General features: G+C 56.5%; 25 protein-coding genes. 17 read left to right on the plus strand and 8 right to left on the minus strand.

Features of this window, described 5'->3' with window-relative positions; translation table 11 throughout:
* Positions 1-2 precede the first annotated feature (2 nt).
* Positions 3-968 carry a porin gene (locus AC2D8V_RS17055; protein ID WP_484734795.1) on the plus strand — a complete coding sequence of 322 codons (966 nt, stop codon included), beginning with the start codon at positions 3-5 and terminating at the stop codon, positions 966-968.
* A gap of 102 nt (positions 969-1,070) precedes the next feature.
* Entirely contained in the window at positions 1,071-1,727 is a 657-nt protein-coding gene (locus AC2D8V_RS17060) for a YggS family pyridoxal phosphate-dependent enzyme (protein WP_484734796.1), read from the plus strand.
* Positions 1,728-1,730: 3 nt separating this feature from the next.
* On the opposite strand, the gene AC2D8V_RS17065 is transcribed toward AC2D8V_RS17060, so the two are convergent.
* Positions 1,731-2,225 carry a L,D-transpeptidase family protein gene (locus AC2D8V_RS17065; RefSeq protein WP_484734797.1) on the minus strand — a complete coding sequence of 165 codons (495 nt, stop codon included), beginning with the start codon at positions 2,223-2,225 and terminating at the stop codon, positions 1,731-1,733.
* A complete protein-coding gene (ribA, locus tag AC2D8V_RS17070; protein ID WP_484734798.1) occupies positions 2,222-3,310 on the minus strand; it encodes a GTP cyclohydrolase II in 1,089 nt (362 codons plus the stop codon). Before ribA ends, AC2D8V_RS17065 begins: the two co-directional genes overlap by 4 nt.
* A gap of 163 nt (positions 3,311-3,473) precedes the next feature.
* Here ribA and AC2D8V_RS17075 point away from each other — a divergent pair, with 163 nt between their 5' ends.
* From AC2D8V_RS17075 to AC2D8V_RS17095, 5 genes are all read left to right on the plus strand, one after another.
* Positions 3,474-4,160, plus strand: a complete 687-nt coding sequence (locus AC2D8V_RS17075) for a response regulator transcription factor (RefSeq protein ID WP_484734799.1) — start codon at positions 3,474-3,476, stop codon at positions 4,158-4,160.
* A gap of 240 nt (positions 4,161-4,400) precedes the next feature.
* Positions 4,401-5,189 (plus strand): exodeoxyribonuclease III, encoded by a 789-nt coding sequence (locus tag AC2D8V_RS17080; RefSeq protein ID WP_484734800.1) that lies wholly within the window; start codon positions 4,401-4,403, stop codon positions 5,187-5,189.
* A 57-nt stretch (positions 5,190-5,246) separates the two neighbouring features.
* Positions 5,247-6,164 (plus strand): tetratricopeptide repeat protein, encoded by a 918-nt coding sequence (locus tag AC2D8V_RS17085; RefSeq protein ID WP_484734801.1) that lies wholly within the window; start codon positions 5,247-5,249, stop codon positions 6,162-6,164.
* Positions 6,165-6,191: 27 nt separating this feature from the next.
* The gene (locus AC2D8V_RS17090; RefSeq protein ID WP_484734802.1) at positions 6,192-6,836 is read left to right on the plus strand and encodes an LON peptidase substrate-binding domain-containing protein; all 645 of its coding nucleotides are present in this window, start codon (positions 6,192-6,194) and stop codon (positions 6,834-6,836) included.
* A 29-nt stretch (positions 6,837-6,865) separates the two neighbouring features.
* On the plus strand, positions 6,866-7,018 hold the full coding sequence (locus tag AC2D8V_RS17095) for a Trm112 family protein (protein WP_484734803.1): 153 nt from the start codon (positions 6,866-6,868) through the stop codon (positions 7,016-7,018).
* On the opposite strand, the gene AC2D8V_RS17100 is transcribed toward AC2D8V_RS17095, so the two are convergent.
* Entirely contained in the window at positions 7,015-8,241 is a 1,227-nt protein-coding gene (locus AC2D8V_RS17100; RefSeq protein ID WP_484734804.1) for an FAD-dependent monooxygenase, read from the minus strand. The genes AC2D8V_RS17095 and AC2D8V_RS17100 overlap by 4 nt on opposite strands.
* 86 nt (positions 8,242-8,327) lie before the next feature.
* Between AC2D8V_RS17100 and AC2D8V_RS17105 the strand changes: the two genes are divergently transcribed.
* The 4 genes from AC2D8V_RS17105 to AC2D8V_RS17120 all read left to right on the plus strand — a co-directional run bounded on the left by AC2D8V_RS17105 (position 8,328) and on the right by AC2D8V_RS17120 (position 14,485).
* Positions 8,328-9,656: an amidase gene (locus AC2D8V_RS17105; RefSeq protein WP_484734805.1), complete on the plus strand. Its 1,329-nt coding sequence runs from the start codon at positions 8,328-8,330 to the stop codon at positions 9,654-9,656.
* Between the two features lie 106 nt (positions 9,657-9,762).
* Positions 9,763-10,947, plus strand: coding sequence for an aminotransferase class I/II-fold pyridoxal phosphate-dependent enzyme (locus AC2D8V_RS17110; RefSeq protein WP_484734806.1), 1,185 nt, complete (start codon positions 9,763-9,765; stop codon positions 10,945-10,947).
* A 19-nt stretch (positions 10,948-10,966) separates the two neighbouring features.
* Positions 10,967-13,786 carry a DNA translocase FtsK gene (locus tag AC2D8V_RS17115; protein WP_484734807.1) on the plus strand — a complete coding sequence of 940 codons (2,820 nt, stop codon included), beginning with the start codon at positions 10,967-10,969 and terminating at the stop codon, positions 13,784-13,786.
* A gap of 99 nt (positions 13,787-13,885) precedes the next feature.
* On the plus strand, positions 13,886-14,485 hold the full coding sequence (locus tag AC2D8V_RS17120; RefSeq protein WP_484734808.1) for a LolA family protein: 600 nt from the start codon (positions 13,886-13,888) through the stop codon (positions 14,483-14,485).
* Positions 14,486-14,488: 3 nt separating this feature from the next.
* On the opposite strand, the gene AC2D8V_RS17125 is transcribed toward AC2D8V_RS17120, so the two are convergent.
* Both AC2D8V_RS17125 and AC2D8V_RS17130 read right to left on the minus strand, forming a co-directional pair.
* A complete protein-coding gene (locus AC2D8V_RS17125; RefSeq protein WP_484734809.1) occupies positions 14,489-15,076 on the minus strand; it encodes a transglycosylase SLT domain-containing protein in 588 nt (195 codons plus the stop codon).
* Between the two features lie 73 nt (positions 15,077-15,149).
* On the minus strand, positions 15,150-16,031 hold the full coding sequence (locus AC2D8V_RS17130; RefSeq protein ID WP_484735178.1) for an AEC family transporter: 882 nt from the start codon (positions 16,029-16,031) through the stop codon (positions 15,150-15,152).
* Positions 16,032-16,115: 84 nt separating this feature from the next.
* Here AC2D8V_RS17130 and hspQ point away from each other — a divergent pair, with 84 nt between their 5' ends.
* Positions 16,116-16,442: a heat shock protein HspQ gene (gene hspQ, locus AC2D8V_RS17135; protein WP_484734810.1), complete on the plus strand. Its 327-nt coding sequence runs from the start codon at positions 16,116-16,118 to the stop codon at positions 16,440-16,442.
* Positions 16,443-16,446: 4 nt separating this feature from the next.
* Here the strand turns inward: hspQ and AC2D8V_RS17140 are convergent, their stop codons facing one another.
* From AC2D8V_RS17140 to AC2D8V_RS17150, 3 genes are all read right to left on the minus strand, one after another.
* Positions 16,447-18,024 carry a gamma-glutamyltransferase family protein gene (locus tag AC2D8V_RS17140; RefSeq protein WP_484734811.1) on the minus strand — a complete coding sequence of 526 codons (1,578 nt, stop codon included), beginning with the start codon at positions 18,022-18,024 and terminating at the stop codon, positions 16,447-16,449.
* 273 nt (positions 18,025-18,297) lie between these two features.
* Positions 18,298-18,768, minus strand: coding sequence for an ATP-binding protein (locus AC2D8V_RS17145; protein ID WP_484734812.1), 471 nt, complete (start codon positions 18,766-18,768; stop codon positions 18,298-18,300).
* On the minus strand, positions 18,765-19,106 hold the full coding sequence (locus AC2D8V_RS17150) for an STAS domain-containing protein (protein WP_484734813.1): 342 nt from the start codon (positions 19,104-19,106) through the stop codon (positions 18,765-18,767). Before AC2D8V_RS17150 ends, AC2D8V_RS17145 begins: the two co-directional genes overlap by 4 nt.
* An 80-nt stretch (positions 19,107-19,186) precedes the next feature.
* Here AC2D8V_RS17150 and AC2D8V_RS17155 point away from each other — a divergent pair, with 80 nt between their 5' ends.
* From AC2D8V_RS17155 to AC2D8V_RS17175, 5 genes are all read left to right on the plus strand, one after another.
* Complete coding sequence (locus AC2D8V_RS17155) at positions 19,187-20,359, plus strand: thiolase family protein (RefSeq protein ID WP_484734814.1); 1,173 nt, start codon at positions 19,187-19,189, stop codon at positions 20,357-20,359.
* Positions 20,360-20,435: 76 nt separating this feature from the next.
* On the plus strand, positions 20,436-20,888 hold the full coding sequence (locus AC2D8V_RS17160) for a GAF domain-containing protein (protein WP_484734815.1): 453 nt from the start codon (positions 20,436-20,438) through the stop codon (positions 20,886-20,888).
* Between the two features lie 122 nt (positions 20,889-21,010).
* Positions 21,011-21,583, plus strand: a complete 573-nt coding sequence (locus AC2D8V_RS17165; RefSeq protein ID WP_484734816.1) for a helix-turn-helix domain-containing protein — start codon at positions 21,011-21,013, stop codon at positions 21,581-21,583.
* Positions 21,583-22,203, plus strand: coding sequence for a LysE family translocator (locus tag AC2D8V_RS17170; protein ID WP_484734817.1), 621 nt, complete (start codon positions 21,583-21,585; stop codon positions 22,201-22,203). Before AC2D8V_RS17165 ends, AC2D8V_RS17170 begins: the two co-directional genes overlap by 1 nt.
* Before the next feature lies 1 nt (position 22,204).
* On the plus strand, positions 22,205-22,579 hold the full coding sequence (locus AC2D8V_RS17175; protein ID WP_484734818.1) for a GFA family protein: 375 nt from the start codon (positions 22,205-22,207) through the stop codon (positions 22,577-22,579).
* Positions 22,580-22,582 lie beyond the last annotated feature (3 nt).

The raw sequence follows: 22,582 nt of genomic DNA on the forward strand, positions 1-22,582 counted from the left end.
ACATGAAAAAAGTTCTTCTCGCGTCCACAATGCTCGTCGCCACAGGCGGCATGGCAGCAGCGGACATCACATTCAACGGCTTCGGCCGTTTCGGTCTGTACTATCAGGAAAACGACGTAGCCGGTGCAGACAGCACTCGCGTAGAACAGCGTTTCCGTCTGAACATCGTTGGCTCCGCCACAACAGACGGCGGTGTTGAGTTTGGCGCACGTATCCGTCTTCAATCTGACGAAAACGGTACTGCAGGTGTGGCACCATCCACGCCTAACCCAACATACGGCAACGGCGGCGCAGGCACAATCGGCGCTCCTGAATTCAACGTACAAGCAGGCGGCTTCCGTCTGGACGTTGGTAACACATCCGACGTCATCGACTCTGGCGACGTTGTTGACTACTACGGCTATGGCGTTGGTCTGACATCGTTCATCGAGCAGTCGTCCGGCTTTGGCCTGCCAGCTTCCGGCTTCGGCAACGGCGGCAACGTACCTCCGACCCTCAAAGGTCGCTACTCCGCGGGTGACTTCACAGTTGCGGCCTCTTACACTTCGAACAGCTGGTCCGACTCTCGTGAAGAGTGGCAGATTGGTGCTGGCTACAACTTCGGCAACTACTCCGCAGGCATCGCCTTCGGTAACGAAGACGACTCAAGCGGCCTTAACAACGTTGGCGACAACGACTTCTGGGCAGCGTCCTTCGGCGGCACAATCGGCTCCGTTGGCTTCTCCCTGTTGGTTGCTGACAGCGACAATCAAGACGACACATCCTATGGTGCGTCCATCCTGGTTCCAGTCGGTGCGTCTACAGAAATCATCGCAGCAGTTTCCGACAACGGCTTTGATGGCGACGACACAGCTTACGGTATCGGTGTTCGTCACAGCCTCGGCGGCGGCGTATCCCTCCGCGGCGGTATCGGCGAAAACAGCTCCGGTGACGCAGTTGCTGACCTCGGTGTTATCTTCAACTTCTAATAGTTGAAAATATCACGCTGAATTTGGGGCGGGCCTTTGGTCCGCCCCTTTTCTTATTGCCAAAGCGCTTATTTATAAACGGACACCAAGACGGAGAAACGCATGGCACTGTCGGATATCAAGGAACGGATCGCACAGGCGGAGGCGGATGCAGGCCGCGCTGGCGGCTCGGTGTCGCTGATCGCGGTGTCCAAAGTGCAGCCAAACGACCGGGTCGAGCATGTTTTGTCTCAGGGGCATCGCTGCTTTGGCGAAAATCGCGTTCAGGAGGCCGCTGGGAAATGGCCGATGTTTCGCGAAACTTATTCAGACATCGATTTGCACCTGATCGGACCCTTGCAAACGAACAAGGCACGACAGGCGTTCGAGCTGTTTCAGTCAATTCACACCCTCGACAGACCAAAGCTGGCCAAGACATTTGCGCGGCTGGCTCAGGAAACAGGGGCGTGTCCGGACCTCTTTATTCAGATCAACACGGGCGAAGAGCCGCAAAAGGCCGGTGTGCTGCCCGCGGATGCTGACAGTTTTATCAAGGAAAGCGTTGCGATGGACCTACCCGTCCGCGGCCTGATGTGTATTCCCCCGATTGATGAGGAACCATCTTTGCACTTTGCGCTGTTGGCCAAGATCGCTGCGCGCAACGGTCTGAAGGGGATCAGCATGGGAATGAGCAGCGACTTTGACACCGCAATCTCGCTCGGTGCCACGCATGTGCGCGTCGGCTCTGCTATTTTTGGCGCGCGGGTGCAGCAGGCCTGAGTGTTACGGGACAATCAGGCGCGTCCGGTATGTGATCCGCGCGGCGATGGCTCGTAAATGTGCACGAGACAGCGCGATGCACCCCTCTGTCGGGTAGCCCGGTCGCCGGAATTGGTGGATGAAAATGGCTGAACCCCGCCCCTTGACCGCGTAAGGCCAGTTCCAGTCGGTCAAAATCACCAGATCATAGAGCGGGTCGGCGCGGCGCAGTTTCTCATGACTGAACGGATACGGCGCACGCACCATCATGTTGTAATCGTCCGAGTTCACATCATCAGACCACAGGTCGCCGGGCCCAATGGGCAGCGCCCACTCCGCCGGCCGCGCGATCCGGTCCGGTCGGTAGAGCATACCGACAATGCGGTGCGTGCCTTGTGGTGTCGCGCCGTCTCCTTCCTGCTTACGTCGGGAAACACCGGTTTTTCCAATGGTGCATGGATAAGTATGCCCCTGAAAACGCACACCTTTTGGCGTCAGAACGAGATCATCGCGGGTCATTCAAGGTGGCCCGACTTTGCTCGCTTGGTCGCGAGATAATCCCGATTGTGCGGGTTCTCGCCAACCAGCAGGGGCACTCTTTCAGTGACAGTAACGCCGCAGGCATTCATCATGTCGACCTTGCGCGGATTGTTGGTCATCAATCTGACCTGATCGACACCGAGGGATGTCAGGATGTCCGCGCCCAAGCGAAAGTCACGTTCGTCGTCTTCGAAACCTAGTCGGTGATTGGCCTCGACCGTATCAAAACCCTGATCCTGCAACGAATAGGCACGCATCTTGTTGGCCAAGCCAATGCCACGCCCTTCTTGATTGAGATACAAAAGGATGCCTGCGCCCTCCTGAGCCATTTGCGCCATCGCTGCCCTGAGTTGTGGCCCGCAGTCGCACTTTAGCGAGCCGAGCAAATCTCCGGTAAAGCACGCCGAGTGTAAGCGAGCCAAAACAGGTTCTGACCGGTTCGGCCTGCCAATTTCGATTGCATAATGCTCTTCTGCGCCATCAGACGGGCGAAAGACATGAAGCCTTCCGGCCTCTGATACTGCCATCGGCAGGCGTGCGTGTATGACCGGTTCCATCTCGTTTCGCGCGGCCAACACCTTTTCTGTGTCAGCCAGCGACAGGCAAACAAGGTCGTGTGCTTTTGCAAAGTCTTTGGCATCAGACACAGCAACTGAAACAACAGCAGGTAAAAGCCTCGCGGCTTTGGCAATCTGGATCGCTGCGCGCATCGGGCGCGCGTCCCCGTCGCGCTCACACGCCAACGGTCCCTTCATGGGGTGGCGCAGGTCGCCTGCCGGATCGGCTATGCTTTGAAGCCAACTCAGGTCAGCATCCGATGGGACCAGAATCCGCGCCAGATCGCCGTCATATGCCCGTGCTTTCAGGGTTTCAGCGCGCCATCTGGTAATTGACAAAACCAATTTGGCTTTGACGTTTCGCAGAGCGCTCAACCGCTCGGGAGAGAGCGTTTCAACTGCTGCAAATACGATATCTTGTGGTCCTCTCAGCACGACTGGCACTCCCATGCGCAGGTCTGCTCGCGCGCGCGCGACGAGTTCTGAGTGATCCGGAGAGAAAGTCATGATGTAACAAAACCTACAAGATTACGGCTCACATCTAGGCGAAATGTACGGGAATTGAAACAAATTCCCCTGCGCTAACACGAGGGCGTGAGAACAATGACCTGATCCTTGAGAGATTTCGTACAAGAACACACTTATAGGTGAACCAAAGCGGAGAGTTTCGATGGGACAACTGAAAAAAATTCTTTTGGTCGATGACGATGATGATTTGCGTGATGCGCTTAGCGAACAGCTCATCATGACCGAAGACTTTGATGTTTTCGAAGCCGCTAATGGTGCCGATGCGATGGTCCGCGCCAAAGAAGCGATCTACGATCTTGTCATACTTGATGTTGGATTGCCGGATACTGACGGGCGCGAGCTATGCCGCCTGATGCGCAAGCAAGGCGTCAAAAGCCCGATCCTGATGCTGACCGGTCACGACAGCGATGCCGATACTATTCTCGGTCTCGACGCTGGAGCCAACGACTACGTGAGCAAACCGTTCAAATTTCCTGTCCTGCTCGCCCGTATTCGGGCGCAGTTGCGCCAGCATGAGCAGTCCGAGGACGCAGTTTTCCAACTTGGACCTTATACGTTCAAACCGTCGATGAAGATGCTGGTAACCGAGGACGACAAGAAAATTCGCCTTACCGAAAAAGAGACGAATATTCTGAAATTCCTCTATCGCTCTACCGAAGGTGTGGTGCCGCGCGACGTGCTGCTGCACGAGGTTTGGGGATACAATGCCGGTGTGACAACCCACACGCTAGAGACGCACATTTACCGCCTTCGTCAAAAAATTGAACCAGAACCGTCAAATGCGCGCCTTCTTGTGACCGAATCAGGCGGTTACCGTCTTATGGCCTGACAAGTTTCAATTGGCTTGATGCAGATCAAAAACGCCTTAGTTGATTTCATGTAGGGCTAAAGAGTTCCCGCCGCATGCCCGGGTAATGGCATGCACCTCCCTGTTGGACTTGGCCGGGCTTCGTGCCCGGCCCTTTTTTTGTTTTGGACTGAGGGAAATCGCTCCGGATTGTGTTTCTGCCATGGTGCACGGGCGATCAGGCGCGTATCGTCCCGCCACTACGAAAAGCGGAGAGCAGCGATGAGTTTTACCCTTGCCACCTGGAACATAAATTCGGTTCGGTTGCGCGAAGCGATCGTTCTGAAACTGTTGGCAGAGCAAGGCCCCGACGTGCTGTGTTTGCAAGAGTGCAAAAGCCCCGTCGAAAAAATCCCTTTGGAAGCTTTTGCCGCCGCTGGCTATCAGCACTTGGTTGCGCGCGGGCAAAAGGGTTACAACGGTGTCGCGATTCTTTCGAAACTGCCTATCAAAGAAGTGGCGGCGAAGGACTTTGCCAGCCTCGGACATGCGCGCCACATTGCCGGTCAGTTGGAAAACGGGGTGACGATCCACAACTTTTATGTACCAGCAGGTGGCGATGTGGCCGACCGATCGGTAAATGAGAAATTTGGCCAGAAACTGGATTACCTGACCGAGATGCGGGACTGGTTCCATTCGGAAGCACCCAAGAAATCAATTCTCGTCGGGGATTTGAACATCGCCCCGCGTGAAGACGACGTCTGGGATCATAAAAAACTGCTCAAGGTCGTAAGCCATACGCCGATTGAGGTCGAGCATCTGGCGCAAACACAGGATGCAGGCGCTTGGGTAGATGTGACGCGACAGGATATTCCAGAGGGTCGTCTTTACAGTTGGTGGTCATACCGCGCGCGGGACTGGGATATTGCAGACAAAGGCCGTCGGCTTGATCACATCTGGGCCAGCAAGGACATCGCAAACGCAGGTTATGACAGCCGCATCCTGCGCGAGGCGCGGGGCTGGGAAAAACCAAGCGACCATGCGCCTGTCTTTGCACGCTTTGACCTTTGAAAAACTCAAAATCCTCCCATATAAGGCCAGACGCGTGATCAGAAGGACTAAAGACAGATGATGGATCTCAATCTCGGTGCGGCACCTGCCGCAGAAGACCTGATCAAGGACACCACCGAAGCCACTTTCATGGCGGATGTCGTCGAAGCATCTCAAACCGTACCAGTGGTTGTCGACTTCTGGGCGCCTTGGTGCGGACCATGCAAAACCCTTGGCCCCCAGCTTGAAGATGCGGTGCGCGGCGCCAAAGGCGCGGTCAAGATGGTCAAGGTCAATGTGGATGAAGCCCAGATGATCGCGGGCCAGTTGCAAATTCAGTCGATCCCGACTGTTTATGCGTTTTACAAGGGCCAGCCGGTCGACGGGTTTCAGGGTGCTGTGCCGCCGTCTGAGATCAAAGCGTTTATCGATCGTGTGGTGAAAGCCGCCGGTGGCGAAGCGCCCGGCGATAGTTTGGCAGATGCGGTCGCAGCGGCCGAGGAAATGTTGGCGGAAGGGGCAGCAGCCGATGCCGCGCAAACGTTCGCCGCCGTTCTGGGCGAGGACGCGAACAATGCACCGGCGTACGGCGGCATGGTGCGGGCGCATATCGCCATGGGAGAGTTAGACCAGGCCGAAGCGATCCTGAATGGCGCGCCTGCGGAAATCTCGAATTCACCTGAACTGGAAGCGGCTTTTGCGCAACTCGAACTGGCGCGTCAGGCTGAAAAAGCTGGCCCACTGGATGAATTGAAGGCAGCGGTTAGCGCCAATCCGGATGATCACCAAGCGCGGTTTGATCTGGCACAGGCCCTTCATGCGGCTGGTGAGGTGGAAACCGCGGTCGATGAATTGCTTGAGTTGTTCCGCCGCGACCGGGAATGGAATGAAGGCGCTGCGAAGGCGCAACTTTTCACTATTTTCGAGGCGCTTAAACCAAATGATCCGATCATGCTGAACGGTCGTCGCAAGCTGAGTTCGATGATATTTGCCTGATGCGCCGCGCGGGCTAAGTCTTTGACTATGATAAAAGCCGCAGAGCTACCTGACACGATCGCAATTTTCCCATTGCCCGGTGCGCTGCTATTGCCGCGCGCACGGCTGCCTTTGCACATCTTTGAGCCGCGGTACCTTCAAATGATTGAAGATACACTGAAAACGCCGACCCGTTTGATTGGAATGATCCAACCCAATGAAGTGCCCGGCCGCAAAAGTAGCGGGTTGCACTCTATTGGCTGTGCGGGTCGCATCACGCAGTTTTCCGAAACGGAAGACGGGAGATACCTGATCACGCTTGGCGGCGTCTCACGGTTTCGCATGATAAAAGAGATAGAAGGGTTCGCGCCCTACCGTCGTTGCGATGTCGCTTGGGGTGGGTTCGAACAGGACCTTGGCCCTGAAGAAAAGGACCCGGACTTTGTTCGAAGCGATTTTCTGAAACTGTTGGAACGGTACTTTGATGCGCGTGAATTGTCGGCAGACTGGGATACGCTTAAGGATGCGGATGATGAGCTGTTGTTGAATTCGCTATCGATGATGCTTGATCTTGATCCCGAAGATAAACAAGCTTTGCTCGAAGCGCCGTCATTGCCGACCCGTCGGGAGACGCTTGTGACACTTTTGGAATATCACCTGCGCGGTGGCAGTGAAAAAGAGATGATGCAGTGACAGAAGTGTCCCCTACCTTTGACCGCCGCATGCTTGAATCGCTGATTTGCCCGCGCACCCAGACCCTGTTGTCTTATGATGCGGAAAAACAGGAACTGGTCTCAAAGTCGGCGAACCTGGCGTATCCGATCCGTAACGGTATTCCCGTTATGCTGGTCGATGAGGCGCGTGTTCTGGACTAAGGCTTTTGCCCCTTGAGCAACCGGGGCAAGTCACCAGTCAATCCAGCTGCTTCCCGGATAAACCCACGGCGCAGAGCAGGCCAAGAGCCGACAACGCCCATGCCAATGTCCCGTACTGCCCGAAGGATGGGATTGTCATTTGAAAACAGCCTGTTGAACGTGTCTGTCGCAATGGCAAGGGTCGTATTGTCGAACCGTCTCCACGTGCTGTATCTGTCCAGCACCGCGGTGGTTCCAATGTCTTCGCCCCGCCGCTTTGCCTCTGTCAAAACGTCTGCCAGCGCTGCGATGTCGCGGATGCCAGCGTTGAGCCCCTGTCCTGCGATTGGGTGGATGCCGTGCGCTGCATCGCCCACTAGCGCGACCCTGTCTGCGACAAGCGCATTCGCGAGAGAGAGCGACAATGGATAGCTGTAGCGTGCTCCAGTTAAAGATATCTGGCCCAGAAAACTGCCAAAACGCGGCCGCAATACATCCAGATAGTCGTCATCGGACATCGCGTTGATGTCTTCGGCGTTTTGCGATGCTTCGCTCCATACGATTGAAGACCTGTTGCCGGTCAGGGGCAAAATGGCCAGCGGGCCGGGCGGCATGAAAAACTGATGCGCGACGCCGTGGTGGGGCAGTTCGTGTTCGATAGCGCAGACAAGTGCGGTCTGCCCGTATTCCCACCCCGTGCGCGCGATGCCCGCGCGCGTTGCCGTCTGAGACGCGCGACCGTCACATCCGACAAGCAACCGGCAGCGTAATTCTGTGCCCGAGGCCAGTGACACCGTGACCCCCGTTGCGTCAACTTGCTGACCCGTAACCGCGTCGCCGTTGATCTGTGTGAGCTGCTCACTGCGGTCCATCGCGTCCATCAGAGCGGGGCGCAGGTGTCTGTCTTCGACCATATACCCCATCGGGCCTTCTTCGATTTCTGTATGGTCAAAGTGCATGAAGAATGGGGCCGGCCCTTCTCCGGCGCGCCCGTCGGTCACTTTGATATCCAGCATCGGCTGCGCGTTGTCTGCGAGCTCGTCCCAGATGCCCAAACCCTGCAGCAACCGCGTGGACGTAAGTGCCATGGCATAAGATCGGCCGTCAAAGCCTGCTTTCGTACGCGGTACGCGCGGCAGGGCATCCACCACGGCAACCGAGTGTCCAGCACCGGATAAGGCGAGGCCAAGCATAGGCCCGTTCAGGCCGCCACCGACGATGATGATGTCATGATCGAATTCCATGGCGGGAAATATGGCTCAACCGGGGGGATTGTCCATGCGTGCTTGCGTCGCTACCGTTCCCCAAGGGTAGATTTGAGGGATTTGAGATGCACCAGTGGCTCAAGATGACAGCGGCCGATCTTGGTCGTGGGATCGGCGCGGGCGAAATTGACCCGGTCGCTTTGACGCAATGCTACTTGGAAGCGATCGAAAACCATCCACTGACGGATCGCATATATGCCCGCGTCACTTCTGATCGAGCGCTTGCCGAAGCCAGAGCCGCTGCCTTGCGGGCGCAACAGGGTCAGCGCTTGTCGGTTCTGGACGGTGTACCAATCAGTTGGAAAGACCTGTTTGACACACAAGGCATCGCGACCGAGGCCGGGTCCAAGCTTCTCGCTGGCAGGGTGCCCGATCAGGACGCCGCGGTGCTGCGCAACGCGACGTCCGCCGGTTTGGTCTGTCTGGGCAAAACGCATATGAGCGAACTGGCCTTCTCTGGCTTGGGGCATAATCCCAGCACGGCGACACCCCCCTGCGTAAACGACGATGCGGCGGTTCCGGGCGGGTCTTCGTCAGGTGCCGGTACGTCTGTGGCGTTCGATCTGGCCGCTGCGGGGATCGGCTCTGATACAGGGGGCTCTGTGCGTATCCCGTCTGCGTGGAATGATCTTGTGGGCCTGAAAACTACGGCAGGCAGGCTCAGTCTGGAAGGCGTTGTGCCGTTGGCTTTGAAATTCGATACCGTTGGGCCATTGTGCCGTTCCGTCGAAGATGCAGCCCTTTTGCTCGGCGCGCTTGAAGGGGGCCGTGTCGCCGATTTGCGTGGAGCGAAGGTAGCCGGAAAGCGTTTTGCAGTTCTGCGCACGGCAGCACTGGAAGACGTAAGGCCCGAACCGATGAAGGCCTTTCAGGATGCCGTGGTCAGGTTGAGCCAGGCTGGAGCCATCATCCGCGAGATCGACGTGCCCGAGATTGATAACGTAATGCCCTTGAGCGGGTGTCTTTACACTTCAGAGGCTTACGGACTGTGGCGAGATGTCATCGAAGCAAACCCAGACGCGATGTACAGCGAAATTCTGGCGCGTTTCCGACTGGGGAAAGAACATAGCGCGCCTGACTACGTCGCTGCATGGGCGCAGTTGGAAGCGGCGCGCATAGCCTATGATCGTGCGACCAATGGCTTTGACGCGGTATTGTTGCCGACTGCGCCAACGATTCCGCCAAATCTGGAACGTTTGAACAGCGATCACGACTACTACGTAACAGAAAACCTCCTCGCACTTCGCAATACGCGGATCGGAAACCTGATGGGGTTGTGCGCTCTGAGCCTGCCAACCGGGACTCCCAGTTGCGGCCTCATGCTGATGGGCACACCTCACGGCGAAGAAGCGCTATTGCGCGTGGGCGCTGCCGTCGAAGCTGCGTTGGCCTAAAAGCCACAAGTAAAGATTTAGCGACGCCTTTTTGTGGACGCGCGCTGCCTGCTTGAGTACTTTAGCAGTAACGGGACGAAAACGATCCCGACTTGAGGCAGTTTTGATGGTGTATCCTGAGCGGTTTTCGAACCTTCCGGCGCATGCATGGCCGCGTTTGCGCGCTTTGCTTGATGTGAATGATGGCGGTGGCGCGCCCATTCACATGACGATTGGCGAGCCAAAACACGAATTTCCTCAATGGGTTATGGACGTAATTGCCGAGCATTCGGCAGGCTTTAACAAATACCCTCCGAACGATGGCGCAACGGAACTGAAACAAGCGATTGCCAGCTTTGTGCACCGCCGGTACGGGGTTGCTGCTGATCCTGAAAGCCAAGTTATGGCACTGAATGGAACGCGCGAGGGGCTGTACAATGCCGCCATGGCCCTGTGTCCGGAAACTAAAAACGGCGCTCGTCCAGCGGTTTTGATGCCAAACCCGTTTTATCAGGTGTATATGATTGCCGCGCTTTCCGTGGCAGCTGATCCGATCATGGTTCCTGCAACCGCAGACACCGGCCATTTACCCGACTATGCAAGTCTGCCTGAAGACGTCTTGAACCGTACCACTGCTGCCTACATTTGCTCGCCTGCCAACCCGCAGGGGGCAGTAGCGGACGCAGACTATTGGCGGGGGCTGATCGACTTGGCGGAACGCTATGATTTCAGGGTTTTTGCCGATGAATGCTACTCTGAGATTTACCGCGGCGCGCCGCCTGTAGGTGCATTGCAGGTTGCCTACGAGATGGGGGCTGATCCTGACAGGGTGGTCATTTTTCACTCACTGTCAAAACGCTCGAACCTGCCGGGTTTGCGTTCGGGGTTTGTTGCCAGTGGCGCAGGTAATATCGAGCAGATCAAGCAGCTGAGGAACTACGCAGGTACGCCTTTGCCGCTGCCATTGCAAATGGCGTCTGCCGCTGTTTGGAACGACGAAGTCCACGTCACGGAAAACCGTGCGCTCTATGTCGAAAAATACGAAGCAGCGGATCGAATTCTGGGCAACGTACCGGGTTATATGAGCCCTCAGGCTGGGTTCTTTCTTTGGCTGCCGGTCGAGAACGACGAAGAAGCTGCGGTAAAGCTCTGGAGGGAAACCGGCGTGCGCGTGTTGCCCGGAGGTTATCTGGCACAGGACTACGAGGGGTCAAACCCGGGGCAAGGATATATTAGGGCCGCCATGGTGGCCCCAAAGGCGGAAACGGTACGCGGCATCGAATTGATCCGCGACTGCCTTTATCCGCAATAAAAACAAGGGGTAAGAGAGTATGGCATATCAGACACGCGGGCGCGACAGACTGTTGGACAGCAACATGGCAGAGGCCATGGAAAAACGCGGCAAAGAGTTGTTCGGTCTTTTTCTGATAGCTTTGGGCATCATGGCGTGCGCGATGATTGCCAGCTACACACCGGATGATCCGAACTGGATGGTTGCCACGGATGCGCCAACGCAAAACTGGATGGGGCGTATGGGCGCAACCATCGCTGCTCCGTTGTTTATGATTGTGGGATGGGGCTCTTGGGGTCTTGGGATCGTTTTGCTCGCGTGGGGGCTTCGCTTTGCCCTGCACATCGGTGAAGAGCGTGCCATCGGGCGGCTGATCTTTGCGCCAATTGCCATCGCACTGGGGTCGATCTATGCCGCTACGCTGACCCCGGACGGAAACTGGTTGGACACGCACAGCTTTGGGCTTGGCGGTTTGTTTGGGGACACGGTAATGGGCGCGTTGCTGACGCTGCTTCCCATTGGGTCCACAATGACCGTCAAGCTGATGTCGCTCTTTATGGCGATTGGCATTCTCGCTTTTGGCGCGTTTGTGTTGGGCTTTACCCGGCCCGAGCTTGCGCGGATCGGGCGTTTTCTTTTGTTGGGTCTGGTGATGATCTATGCCGCTATCATGTCTGTCTTGGGGCGTGGTGCTCAAGGCGCGGTTTCTGCGGCACAGGATATGTCTGTCCGTCGCGCTGAGCGGCGTGAAGAAGCGCGCGCGGCAGCCGCGCAAGCCGCACTGGTGCAAACCGAAGTTGCGCCGCTTGCTGGCATACCGGCCTTTGAACCTGAGGCGCCAGAAAAACGCAGCGGGCTGCTGTCCCGCATGCCTTCCCTTGTCCGGCGTCCCGAACCCTTGCCAGAAGAAGAACTGGTCGCTTCTGAGTTTACGGATCCATATGACGACGTGCCCGGTGAAGAACGCATCAAGGCCCGTATTGCCGATGTCATCAAAAGTCGTGTGCGCAGCAGCACTGCTGTTCACGTGCCCAAAACCGCACCCCTGACGCGCGGCCGTGGCCGCGGGCCCGACCCGCTTGTGCTGGACACCAGCGGCGCTCGCGCCGAACCGCCTCTCACCGCAGCGCAGGCTGCACCAGCGGCATCTTTGCAACCGATCGATGAGCCAGAGATGTTTGAGGCCGATGCGTTTGAGGATGACCGCATCGATACCATAGATGCACCCTCGGTGCCGATCGCAGAACCAACACGTCGCGTGGTTCAAAATCCGCAACGCAAAGCGCCGCAACCGTCAAGAAAGGCAAAGGCCGAAGCGCAACCTTCGCTGTCGTTTGACGACACGCATCCGGGCTTTGAGTTGCCACCGCTAAACTTGTTGGAAAATCCGGTCGACGTGCCGCGTTTGCAGCTCAGCGACGAAGCGCTGGAAGAAAATGCGCGCATGCTGGAGTCGGTGCTCGATGACTACGGTGTAAAGGGCGAGATCGTTGCGGTACGCCCCGGTCCCGTTGTCACAATGTATGAGCTGGAACCTGCACCCGGCCTCAAGGCGAGCCGCGTGATCGGGCTGGCGGATGATATTGCGCGGTCTATGGCCGCTCTGTCCGCGCGTGTCTCTACGGTGCCGGGCCGGTCCGTGATCGGTATCGAATTGCCTAATGACAGCCGTGAAAAAGTTGTGCTGCGCGAGATTTTGTCAGCGCGAGATTTTGGTGACAGCAACATGCGGTTGCCGCTGGCTCTGGGCAAGGATATCGGGGGCGATCCGGTGGTCGCGAACCTTGCAAAGATGCCGCACCTGCTTATCGCGGGGACAACTGGCTCGGGTAAATCGGTCGCGATCAACACGATGATATTGTCACTCCTGTACAAGCTGACACCAGAAGAGTGCCGGATGATCATGATCGACCCTAAAATGCTGGAACTCAGTGTCTATGACGGAATTCCGCACCTTTTGTCGCCAGTGGTAACAGACCCTAAAAAGGCAGTTGTTGCCCTGAAATGGGTCGTCGGCGAGATGGAAGAACGCTATCGCAAGATGTCGAAGATGGGTGTGCGCAACATTGAAGGGTACAATAGCCGGGTCCGCGAAGCTTTGGCCAAAGGCGAGATGTTCACCCGGACGGTGCAAACCGGATTTGACGACGAGACAGGCGAACCAGTGTTTGAGACGGAAGAGAACACGCCGGTCGCGCTGCCTTACATTGTCGTGGTCGTTGACGAGATGGCCGACCTGATGATGGTTGCGGGCAAAGAAATCGAAGCCTGCATCCAGCGTCTGGCACAGATGGCGCGTGCGTCGGGCATCCACCTGATCATGGCGACACAGCGCCCGTCGGTTGACGTCATTACCGGTACGATCAAGGCCAACTTCCCGACACGGATCTCTTTCCAGGTCACGTCAAAAATCGACAGCCGCACCATTCTTGGTGAAATGGGCGCCGAACAGCTGCTGGGTATGGGCGACATGCTGTACATGGCCGGGGGTGCGAAGATTACCCGCTGCCACGGTCCTTTCGTCTCGGATGAAGAGGTCGAAGAGATCGTGAACCATCTCAAGGCGTTTGGCGAACCTGATTACGTCAGCGGCGTGGTCGAAGGCCCCTCCGAAGATGCTGAAAGCAACATTGATGCTGTTTTGGGCCTCGGTGGAAACACCGATGGCGAAGACGCGCTTTATGATCAGGCAGTTGCCGTCGTCATCAAGGACCGTAAGTGTTCAACCAGCTACATTCAGCGCAAACTGGCAATTGGCTATAACAAGGCCGCACGTCTTGTGGAGCAGATGGAAGACCAAGGTCTGGTTTCTGCGGCAAACCACGTCGGTAAACGCGAAATTCTGGTGCCGGAGCAGTGATAATCGGAGCTAAATCGCAAAATCACAGCCATTGATATCGTATAGCGGGGTGATAACCCCTATCTCACAAGATACCAATAGTGCTGTAAGGACCGCGTTATGAGCTTTTTTTCCCGTTGCCTCGCGATATGTGCGATCAGTTTGATGCCCACGATGTCAATGGCGGCAGAGCAGCTGAAACTTGCGGATATTTCAGCCTATCTGAACAGTTTGACGACGGTGAAGTCGAAATTTACCCAGATCAATGATGACGGGTCAATCAGTACGGGGCAGCTTTACATCAGTAGGCCAGGGCGCATGCGTTTCGAGTATGACCCGCCTCAGGAGGCTTTGGTTATTGCAGCCGCACAGGCCGTCTACATCATTGACGGTAAATCCAATCAGCCGCCCGAAACCTACCCGCTGCGTCGAACGCCGCTGTCACTAATTTTGGGCCGCAATATCAATCTGGGGCGTGCCAATATGGTCGAAAAAGCGGTCTTTGACGGCACATCAACAACCGTGACGGCGCGCGACCCTGACAACCCCGATAATGGTTATATAGAATTAACCTTTACCGATAACCCCACCCAGCTGCGCCAATGGGTCATCCATGACGCAAACGGCGGTAAAACGACCGTGATCTTGGGTGAATTTGAAACGGGCATGAACCTGCCGCGATCGCTGTTCAACGTGCAACGCGCGAGCCGCGACAGGTAGCGTTTAACCGATCAGACCACAGGTCGCCAATTGCGTCTGGTACAAGTCTGCCCGCGCATCCACCCGGTTTGCGACGGTCAACAGCCAAGACTTGCGATTGTAACTGCCGCGTGCGTATCCGGTATGCCCTTCGTGATAGGCAAGGTACTGGTTGCGCGCATCATGAAGCGGGATGCCGTTTTTTGCGCGACTGGTCACCATGTACCAGCCCATGAAGTCCGACGCATCCTTGATACGGTCGCGGCGTGCAAAGCGTTTGCCCGTGGCGCGTTGATAATCGTCCCATGTGCCGTCGAGTGCTTGGGAGTAGCCATAAGCGCTTGAGACGCGGCCCATCGGGATTACGCCAAGCGCGTATTTGTGTGGCGTGCGCGCGTTTCCAACAAAGCGGCTTTCCTGATGCATGGTAGCCATCTGGACGTGAACGGGCACGCCCCATTTGCGTTCGGTCGCTTTGAACGCGCGAAGGTATTCCGGGCGCTGTTCGACAATGCTGCACGCGTTATCAAGGTTGCGTGGCGCCGAATTGTAGCCGCCCCCACAGGAAGCTACCAAAAGCACGATTGCCATAGCGCGAAGAGTTCTGCTCATCTGCCTCTCTCGCATTTGTTTATTTGTTTTGAGTCAGTTTACCGCAAAAACGCGCAGAGTGAAATCACGATTTCTACAAAACGAACGCGAGTATTACCGGTAAGGCGGCAGCAGACATGAGCGTCGAAGCGACCACGAGGCCTGCGACCTCTTGGGCGTTTGCGCCGTATTTTTCGGCAATCATGTAAGAAGTTACAGCGACCGGTGTCGCGACCTGCAAAACCAGTACGCCAAAGCCTATTCGATCAAGCGCGAAGTATTCGCCGACATACCATGCAATTGCCGTACAGACCGCTAGTTTCAATGCGCTAAGTACGAAGGCTTTTGCGATGCCACTGGCTTCCAGTCGCGCCACGGCGACACCCAATGTGATCAGCATGAGCGGAATGGCCATCTGACCGATCAGCTGTAATGTGTTGGTTAGGAATACAGGCGTCTGCCAGCCTTGCCACAAAAAGAGCGTCCCTAACAGGGTCGCCGCCACCATCGGTTCGCGCAAAACCTTGCCGAAAGAGCCTTCTCCCGCGACCAGCCAGATGCCAAAGGTAAACGACCAGAGCGCCATGATCGCAAAAACGACAACCGCGTAGCTCAATCCAGTTTCGCCAAAAGCAAACAACGCCAGAGGCAAACCTACATTGCCCGTGTTGCCAAAGATAAGAGGTGCTGCGTATGTCCGTCTGTTCAGTCGCAAGATGCTGACCAATACCAGAAAAACAACTGTAACAAACGCGTAGGCAATAACAGCCGCTAAAGTCAGGCTAGTGAGCGCTGCGGGATCAATGTCTGCCTGCATCAAGGCTACAAAGATCAGGCAAGGCACCGACAGTGTCATTGCCAACTGCGTCACAAACCGGATTCGGTACTCCAACCCGGTTTTTACCCACACGAACCCGATCGCCGCCAAAAGGAATACGGGTGCTACAATTTCAAGCACTGTTAGCGTCAGGTTCACAGTCTGTTTCTCACTTTTCGCATCCGACCATTGGACAATCCCCACCTGTTCCGTCTACTAACGGAGACAAGGGGCTGCAATGTTATGCTAAGATCACGCGCAAAATATCATCTGGGTCAGGTAGTGCGCCACAAGAAACACCCGTTTCGTGGGGTCATTTTTGATGTCGATCCGCAATTCGCAAACACCGATGAATGGTACGAGGCGATCCCGGAAGACAACCGTCCGATCAAGGAGCAGCCGTTTTACCATCTGTTGGCGGAAAACGAGCAGAGCTACTACGTCGCATATGTGTCAGAGCAAAACCTCGTCGTGGATTATTCAGGAGAGCCGGTGGACCACCCGGATATACCCGACCTCTTCGGGCCGTTTCAAAACGGTTCTTACCCGCTGCACTTTCAGCTGAACTGATCCCTCAATACCCTAACGCACAGCCGTCCTTGCGCGGATCGCTGGCGCCCTCAAGAACGCCGCTTGGGTGAATTCGGATGGCCTGTGCGCCGCCGATAGCCGTATGCGGGATGCTAACCTCGTGCCCCAGATCGGACAGTTCCTGCCGGACGGTATCGCTGTAACCACGTTCCACCTGCATGTCACCAGCGTCGGAAAATGCACGCGGTGCATCGATCGCAGATTGGGGATCCATGCCGAAATCCGTCAGGTTAGAGACGAATCTGGCGTGGCCGTTGGGTTGATAGGCCCCCCCCATGACGCCAAAAGGCATGGTTACTTTGCCACTTTCCTGTAACATCGCAGGAATGATCGTATGCATGGGCCTCTTGCCGCCCTTCAACTCGTTCGGGTGGTCCTGTTCCAACGTGAAACCGGCCCCGCGGTTTTGTAGCAAGATCCCAAATTTATCAGATGCGATCCCTGATCCGAAGTCTTTGAAAATTGAATAAATCAACGACACCGACATGCCGTCCTTGTCGACAACGGTGATATAGATCGTGTCCTTGTGTACCATCTCTGTAAGCGGCGCGGCGGCAGGCATGACTTTGGTAGGGTCGATCAGTCCGGCGAGTTTCTCTGCCAGAGCAGGGTCGAGCATGTAATCGAGGCGGGTCATGTAATCAATGTCGCCGAGAAAGCGGTTGCGGGTGTCATAGGCCAGCTTTGCAGCCTCTGCTTCGATATGCGCGCGTTTGGTACCAAAGGGATCAAGCGCCCCGAGATCGAAATGCGAAAGGATATTCAGCATCAGAATGGCCGTAGCACCGTGCGAATTCGGCGGGTGCTCGACCAGTTCTATACCGTTGTACGTGCCTGTAATCGGCGTAACTTCCTCGCAGGCCGCATTGGCAAAGTCATCCAATGTGTGCACTCCGCCCGCCGCACGCAGGGTCGATACCATGTCTTCGGCAATCTCGCCGGTGTAAAACGCCTGTGCGCCATCCCGGCCGATCCGGCGCAATACTTCGGCTTGGCCCGGGGCGCGAAACAACTCGCCCACTTTAGGGGCTGCGTCATTGTGCAAAAAGTGTTTGCGGCCAGCGCCTTGCAGGTTATGCGCATAATTGGCCCAGTCAAAAGCCACGCGCGGCGCCACTGGTATCCCTTCTTCCGCATAGTGGATACTGGGCGCCAAAAGAGCGTCGAGCCCGAGCTTGCCAACGTGTTCCGACAAATGCGCAAACCCAGCAATTGCGGTAGGGATTGTGACCGCCTGAGCCGAAAAAACAGGGACAATTGTTTCGCCTGCGTCGCGGAGCTTGGCGGCGTCCTGTGCCGCGGGTGCGCGGCCAGATGCATTGAGCGCGCGCACGTCGTTCTGTCCGCCATGGGACCAAAGCACAAAGCAGTCGCCGCCGATCCCTGTCATTGCAGGTTCACACAAGCCCAGTATCACCGCGCCTGCAATGGCTGCATCCATCGCGTTACCGCCGCGCTCGAGAATGTTAATGGCGGTTTTCGCGCCCAAAGGATGTGAAGTCGCGCAGAGGCCATTGGTCGCAAATACTGCGGAGCGTCCGGGCAGGTGAAAATCGCGCATATGGGCTGTCCTTTTGCCGTGCTTGTGCGAGGCAAACTAGCAACCCGGTCGTGGATGTCCACGCATAGGGGTAGTTGATGTGGGGGGGAATGTCCTCGACGCCGCGCACTGGGTGGGGGCTATAACACGCGGCGCCGAGGGAAGCTATATGCAGCTACAAGAACAGGTATGACGTCGGAACAAGGCGGTAATGTGATCGGACCTAGGCGCTTTCACGATTTAATTGGGTAACATTAAGGCCAAGCCGCCATAGGTGCTAACAGCCAGTGAATATCAGATGCCGACCACAATACGCATCTTGAGAACGTTCTGGTTGCCAACCCGCTCGTAGGTCACGTCCTTGGCAAGGTTCTGGATGAGGAACCACCCGAACCCGCCTTCGGGCAGATCATCCAGATCGACTTCAAGGGATGCCAGTGTACCGGTAGGAAGCCTGCCGTCCGGCATCATTTTGCCTGTGTCTTTTATGAAAACGGTCAGGCCGTCGGGTTTCTTTGAACAGCGCATGTTGATTGTCCCGCCGTCCGGCTTGTCTGCATAGGCATGTTCGACAATGTTGTTGAGTACTTCGGCCATAACGAGCTCAACCGTGCCGGTCTCTTCAACTGTGAGATCGAGAGGTGCCAGCTTCTCCAGGACATGTTCCAAAGCTTCGCGAACGGCCATTTCACCGCTTTGAAAATCGTAGTCGAACACGATTGGTGCAGCGCTACCTTTGTCGCTCTGAGAAGTGGGTCGGATCATGATGCCTTCAATTCCGTCAATGCACCGTCAAGCGTTGGAAAAATCTTGAAAACCGTATCCATGCGGGTGAGTTCGAATACCCGTGCAACCGTCGGGGTCAGGCCGGCCAAGGCCAGTTGGCGTCGACCGCCGAGATGTTTCAGGGAGGCAACGATTGCGCCCAATCCGCTGGAGTCGATGAACTCAACACAGCTCAGGTCAAGGACGATCAAATCCGGGCCATCATCGGTGTTCTCACGCATGGCATCCTTGAACTCAATTGCGACTGCGGCGTCGATCCTCAATGCCTTGATTGACACAATGCGCAACCGGTCTTCTGTTTTGCTATCGATGTCCATAAAAACTCCGAACTCTATACCCCTTGCAGGCATTAGGGCCGAAGTCTTACAAAATCATTGAAACCAGATCGGAGACAGCAATGCACAAAGTACTGATAACCGGCGCCGCACGGACACCGATGGGCGGTTTCCAAGGTGATTTTGCGTCCCTTTCAGCTTCTGATCTCGGCGCAGTGGCCATTCAAGAGGCGCTCGCGCAGTCACAAGGGGCACCGGTCGAAGAGCTGTTGATGGGCTGTGTGTTGCCGGCAGGTCAGGGTCAAGCTCCGGCCCGTCAAGCAGGCTTTGCAGCCGGCCTCAGAGAAGAGGTACCAGCAACAACGCTGAACAAAATGTGCGGATCAGGTATGAAAGCGGCCATGATCGCGTTCGACCAGATCGCGCTTGGTGACAGGGAAGCGATGATCGCCGGTGGCATGGAAAGCATGACCAATGCGCCATACGTGTTGCCAAAGATGCGCGCAGGAGCGCGGCTCGGTCATGGGCAGGTGCTGGACCACATGTTTCTCGACGGGCTGGAAGATGCCTATGACAAAGGTCGATTGATGGGCACTTTTGCCGAAGACTGCGCCGAAACTTTCCAATTTACACGTGCGCGTCAGGACGAGTACGCGCTTGCCTCCCTGTCGCGCGCGCTGGCGGCCGAGAAAGCAGGCGCCTTCGAGAACGAAATAGCCCCGGTAGATGTCACCACACGCAAGAGCAGTGTGATCGTTTCAAGTGATGAGCAACCAAAATCCGCGCGTCCCGATAAGATACCGCAGCTAAAGCCAGCCTTTCGGGAGGGTGGCACGGTGACCGCCGCCAATTCGTCGTCAATTTCCGACGGTGCTGCTGCCCTGATGCTGATGTCTGCAGAGGCAGCCGAACGCCACGGCGCAACCGCCAGAGCATATATTGTCGGTCACGCAAGCCATGCGCAGGCCCCGGGCCTCTTCACTACAGCGCCCGTGCCTGCGGCGCAAAAACTCCTGAAAAAGCTGGGGTGGTCTCGTGATGACGTCGGTTTGTGGGAGGTCAACGAGGCTTTTGCCGTCGTGCCGATGGCTTTCATGCAGGAAATGAACCTGCCACATGACCGGGTGAACGTAAATGGCGGTGCTTGTGCGCTTGGGCACCCGATCGGCGCCTCAGGTGCACGGATTATGGTGACACTGCTCAACGCGATGGAAAAGCGCGACATTAAACGCGGCATCGCGGCAATTTGCATCGGCGGGGGCGAAGGGACGGCCGTCGCACTCGAACGACCCTGATGCTCTTTCATCTTGCCAGAAAAACTCTCGGGGGTCCGGGGGCAGACAGCCCCCGGGGCGCGACAGGAACAACACTATGAATGTCGATTACGACAACCTTTTGAAAACCATCGCCGCGCTGACCGAGGGTGAAACCGATCACGTGGCGCTCATGGCGACTGTCGCGTGCGAGGTACACCACGCCGATGAACGCTTCGACTGGACCGGATTTTACCGTGTGACAGCACCGGGGATCCTGAAAATCGGGCCTTATCAGGGGGGGCACGGCTGCCTCGTCATCCCTTTCTCCAAAGGCGTGTGCGGTGCTGCGGCGCGTACTGGTGAAACCCAGTTGGTGCCGGATGTAGACGACTTCGACGGGCATATCGCCTGCGCAACTTCCACGCGGTCAGAGTTGGTCATACCCGTTTTTGACCGCAATGCTGAGTTGATCGCAGTTTTTGACATCGATAGTGACCAGCCCGCTGCCTTCACGGTGCAGGATGCAGAACGCCTGACGAAGTTGCTCGCATCAGTCTTCGCGCGCTGAGTTCCATCAGACAGCCCCGGTTTTCAAACCGCTCAAAGGATTTCGCGTGGGCACGGTGAAATTCTACTGGATTTTTTCATGCGACTCAGGCACCGTGAAAAAAACCGAAGAAATTTCACCGCATGGAACACAGCGTACCTGATCAACCAAAGACTTTAGGGGCCGACTTGCGTGCGTTGCGCAAGGCGCGCGGTGTAACGCTGGCCGACCTGGCTGACCGACTGGGCCGCTCTGTTGGGTGGCTCAGTCAGGTCGAGCGGGATAAATCTGACCCGTCGATCAACGATCTTCGCGACATGGCCAGAGAGCTGGGTGTGTCCCTGTCGATGCTGTTCAGGCATAGCGCCGCCCCAGCAGAAGAGGCAGGATTTGTGGTGCGCTGCGCGGCGCGGCGTCCGATCGGGTCCAAGATTGAGGGCCTCGTCGAAGAACTATTGTCTCCCGATCTGACCGATGATTTTGAAATGGTGCACTCGACATTCGCGCCGGGTGCAGCAATCGAAGAGGCCGTGATGCGTCCAACCCAAGAGGTCGGATACCTCTTGTCCGGACAGCTGAACATCGAAATCGATGGCAAAACCCACATCATCACGCCCGGTGACAGTTTCCGCATCCGCGGTGAACGGTTTCGCTGGTCTAACCCGTACTCGGATCCTGCTGTCGCGATCTGGGTCATTGCGCCGCCGGTGTATTGATGAGTTTCGAGGCTTGGACCATATTCGCTTTCTTCTGGCTCTTGTTTGTCACCACGCCGGGGCCCAACGCGGTGAACTGCATTCAAAATGGCATGTACTTGGGGTTTCGGCGCGCACTTGTAGGTGTTTTGGCAATACTGACACAGGCCAGCCTGTTTCTGGTTTTGTCAGCATTGGGTATCACTGCCCTTATCGCCGCGTCGCCGACCGGGTTTTTCATCGCAAAAATCGTTGGTGCAGGCTTTCTGGTCTATCTCGGTGTGCGCGGATGGATGATGGCCAACAAGCCCGTCACAGTATCTGACAAGCCCGCCAAACACGTCTATCTGCATGCGCTGGCCGTTGCCACGATCAACCCCAAAAGCGTTGCAGGATACCTCGCGGCGTTTTCGCAATTCGTACAACCCGACGTACCAATCTGGGACCAGATGGTCGTAATTGTACCTACTGCACTGACGCTGACGGCGCTCAGCTACACCGGGTATACTGCGCTGGGCGCCGGGCTTGGGCGCGCGGCTCTTGGCGCTGTGTTCCACGTCTCCATCCGCCGCTTGCTGGCTGCATGTTTCGTAATTTACGGCGTTCTTCTCGGCACAACCGCCACGCCGGGGAGGGCTTGAGATGATCAGGGGCAGCTGTCTTTGCGGCGCAATCAGGTATCAGGCTGTCGGAACCGTCGGTGCCCCGGCAGCCTGTCACTGTACCCAGTGCCGCAAGCAATCCGGCCATGTGTGGGCATCTGCGTATCTCGAGGATGGCACGCTGGAAATCTCGGGTGATGTGCGCTGGTTCCAGTCTTCGGACAAGGCCAAGCGCGGGTTTTGTCCAACCTGCGGCTCCGCACTGTTCTGGAAGCACGACGACGATGCTTTTACCTGCTTTTCAACAGGTTCGATAGACGGACCAACCGGGCTGCATCTGCGTGGCCACATCCATACCGCCGACAAAGGCGACTACTACACGATTTCGGCTGCTGAGCCACAAAGGGAGACCTAAGAC

It is taken from the genome of Roseobacter sp. YIN89 (genome assembly GCF_057219365.1).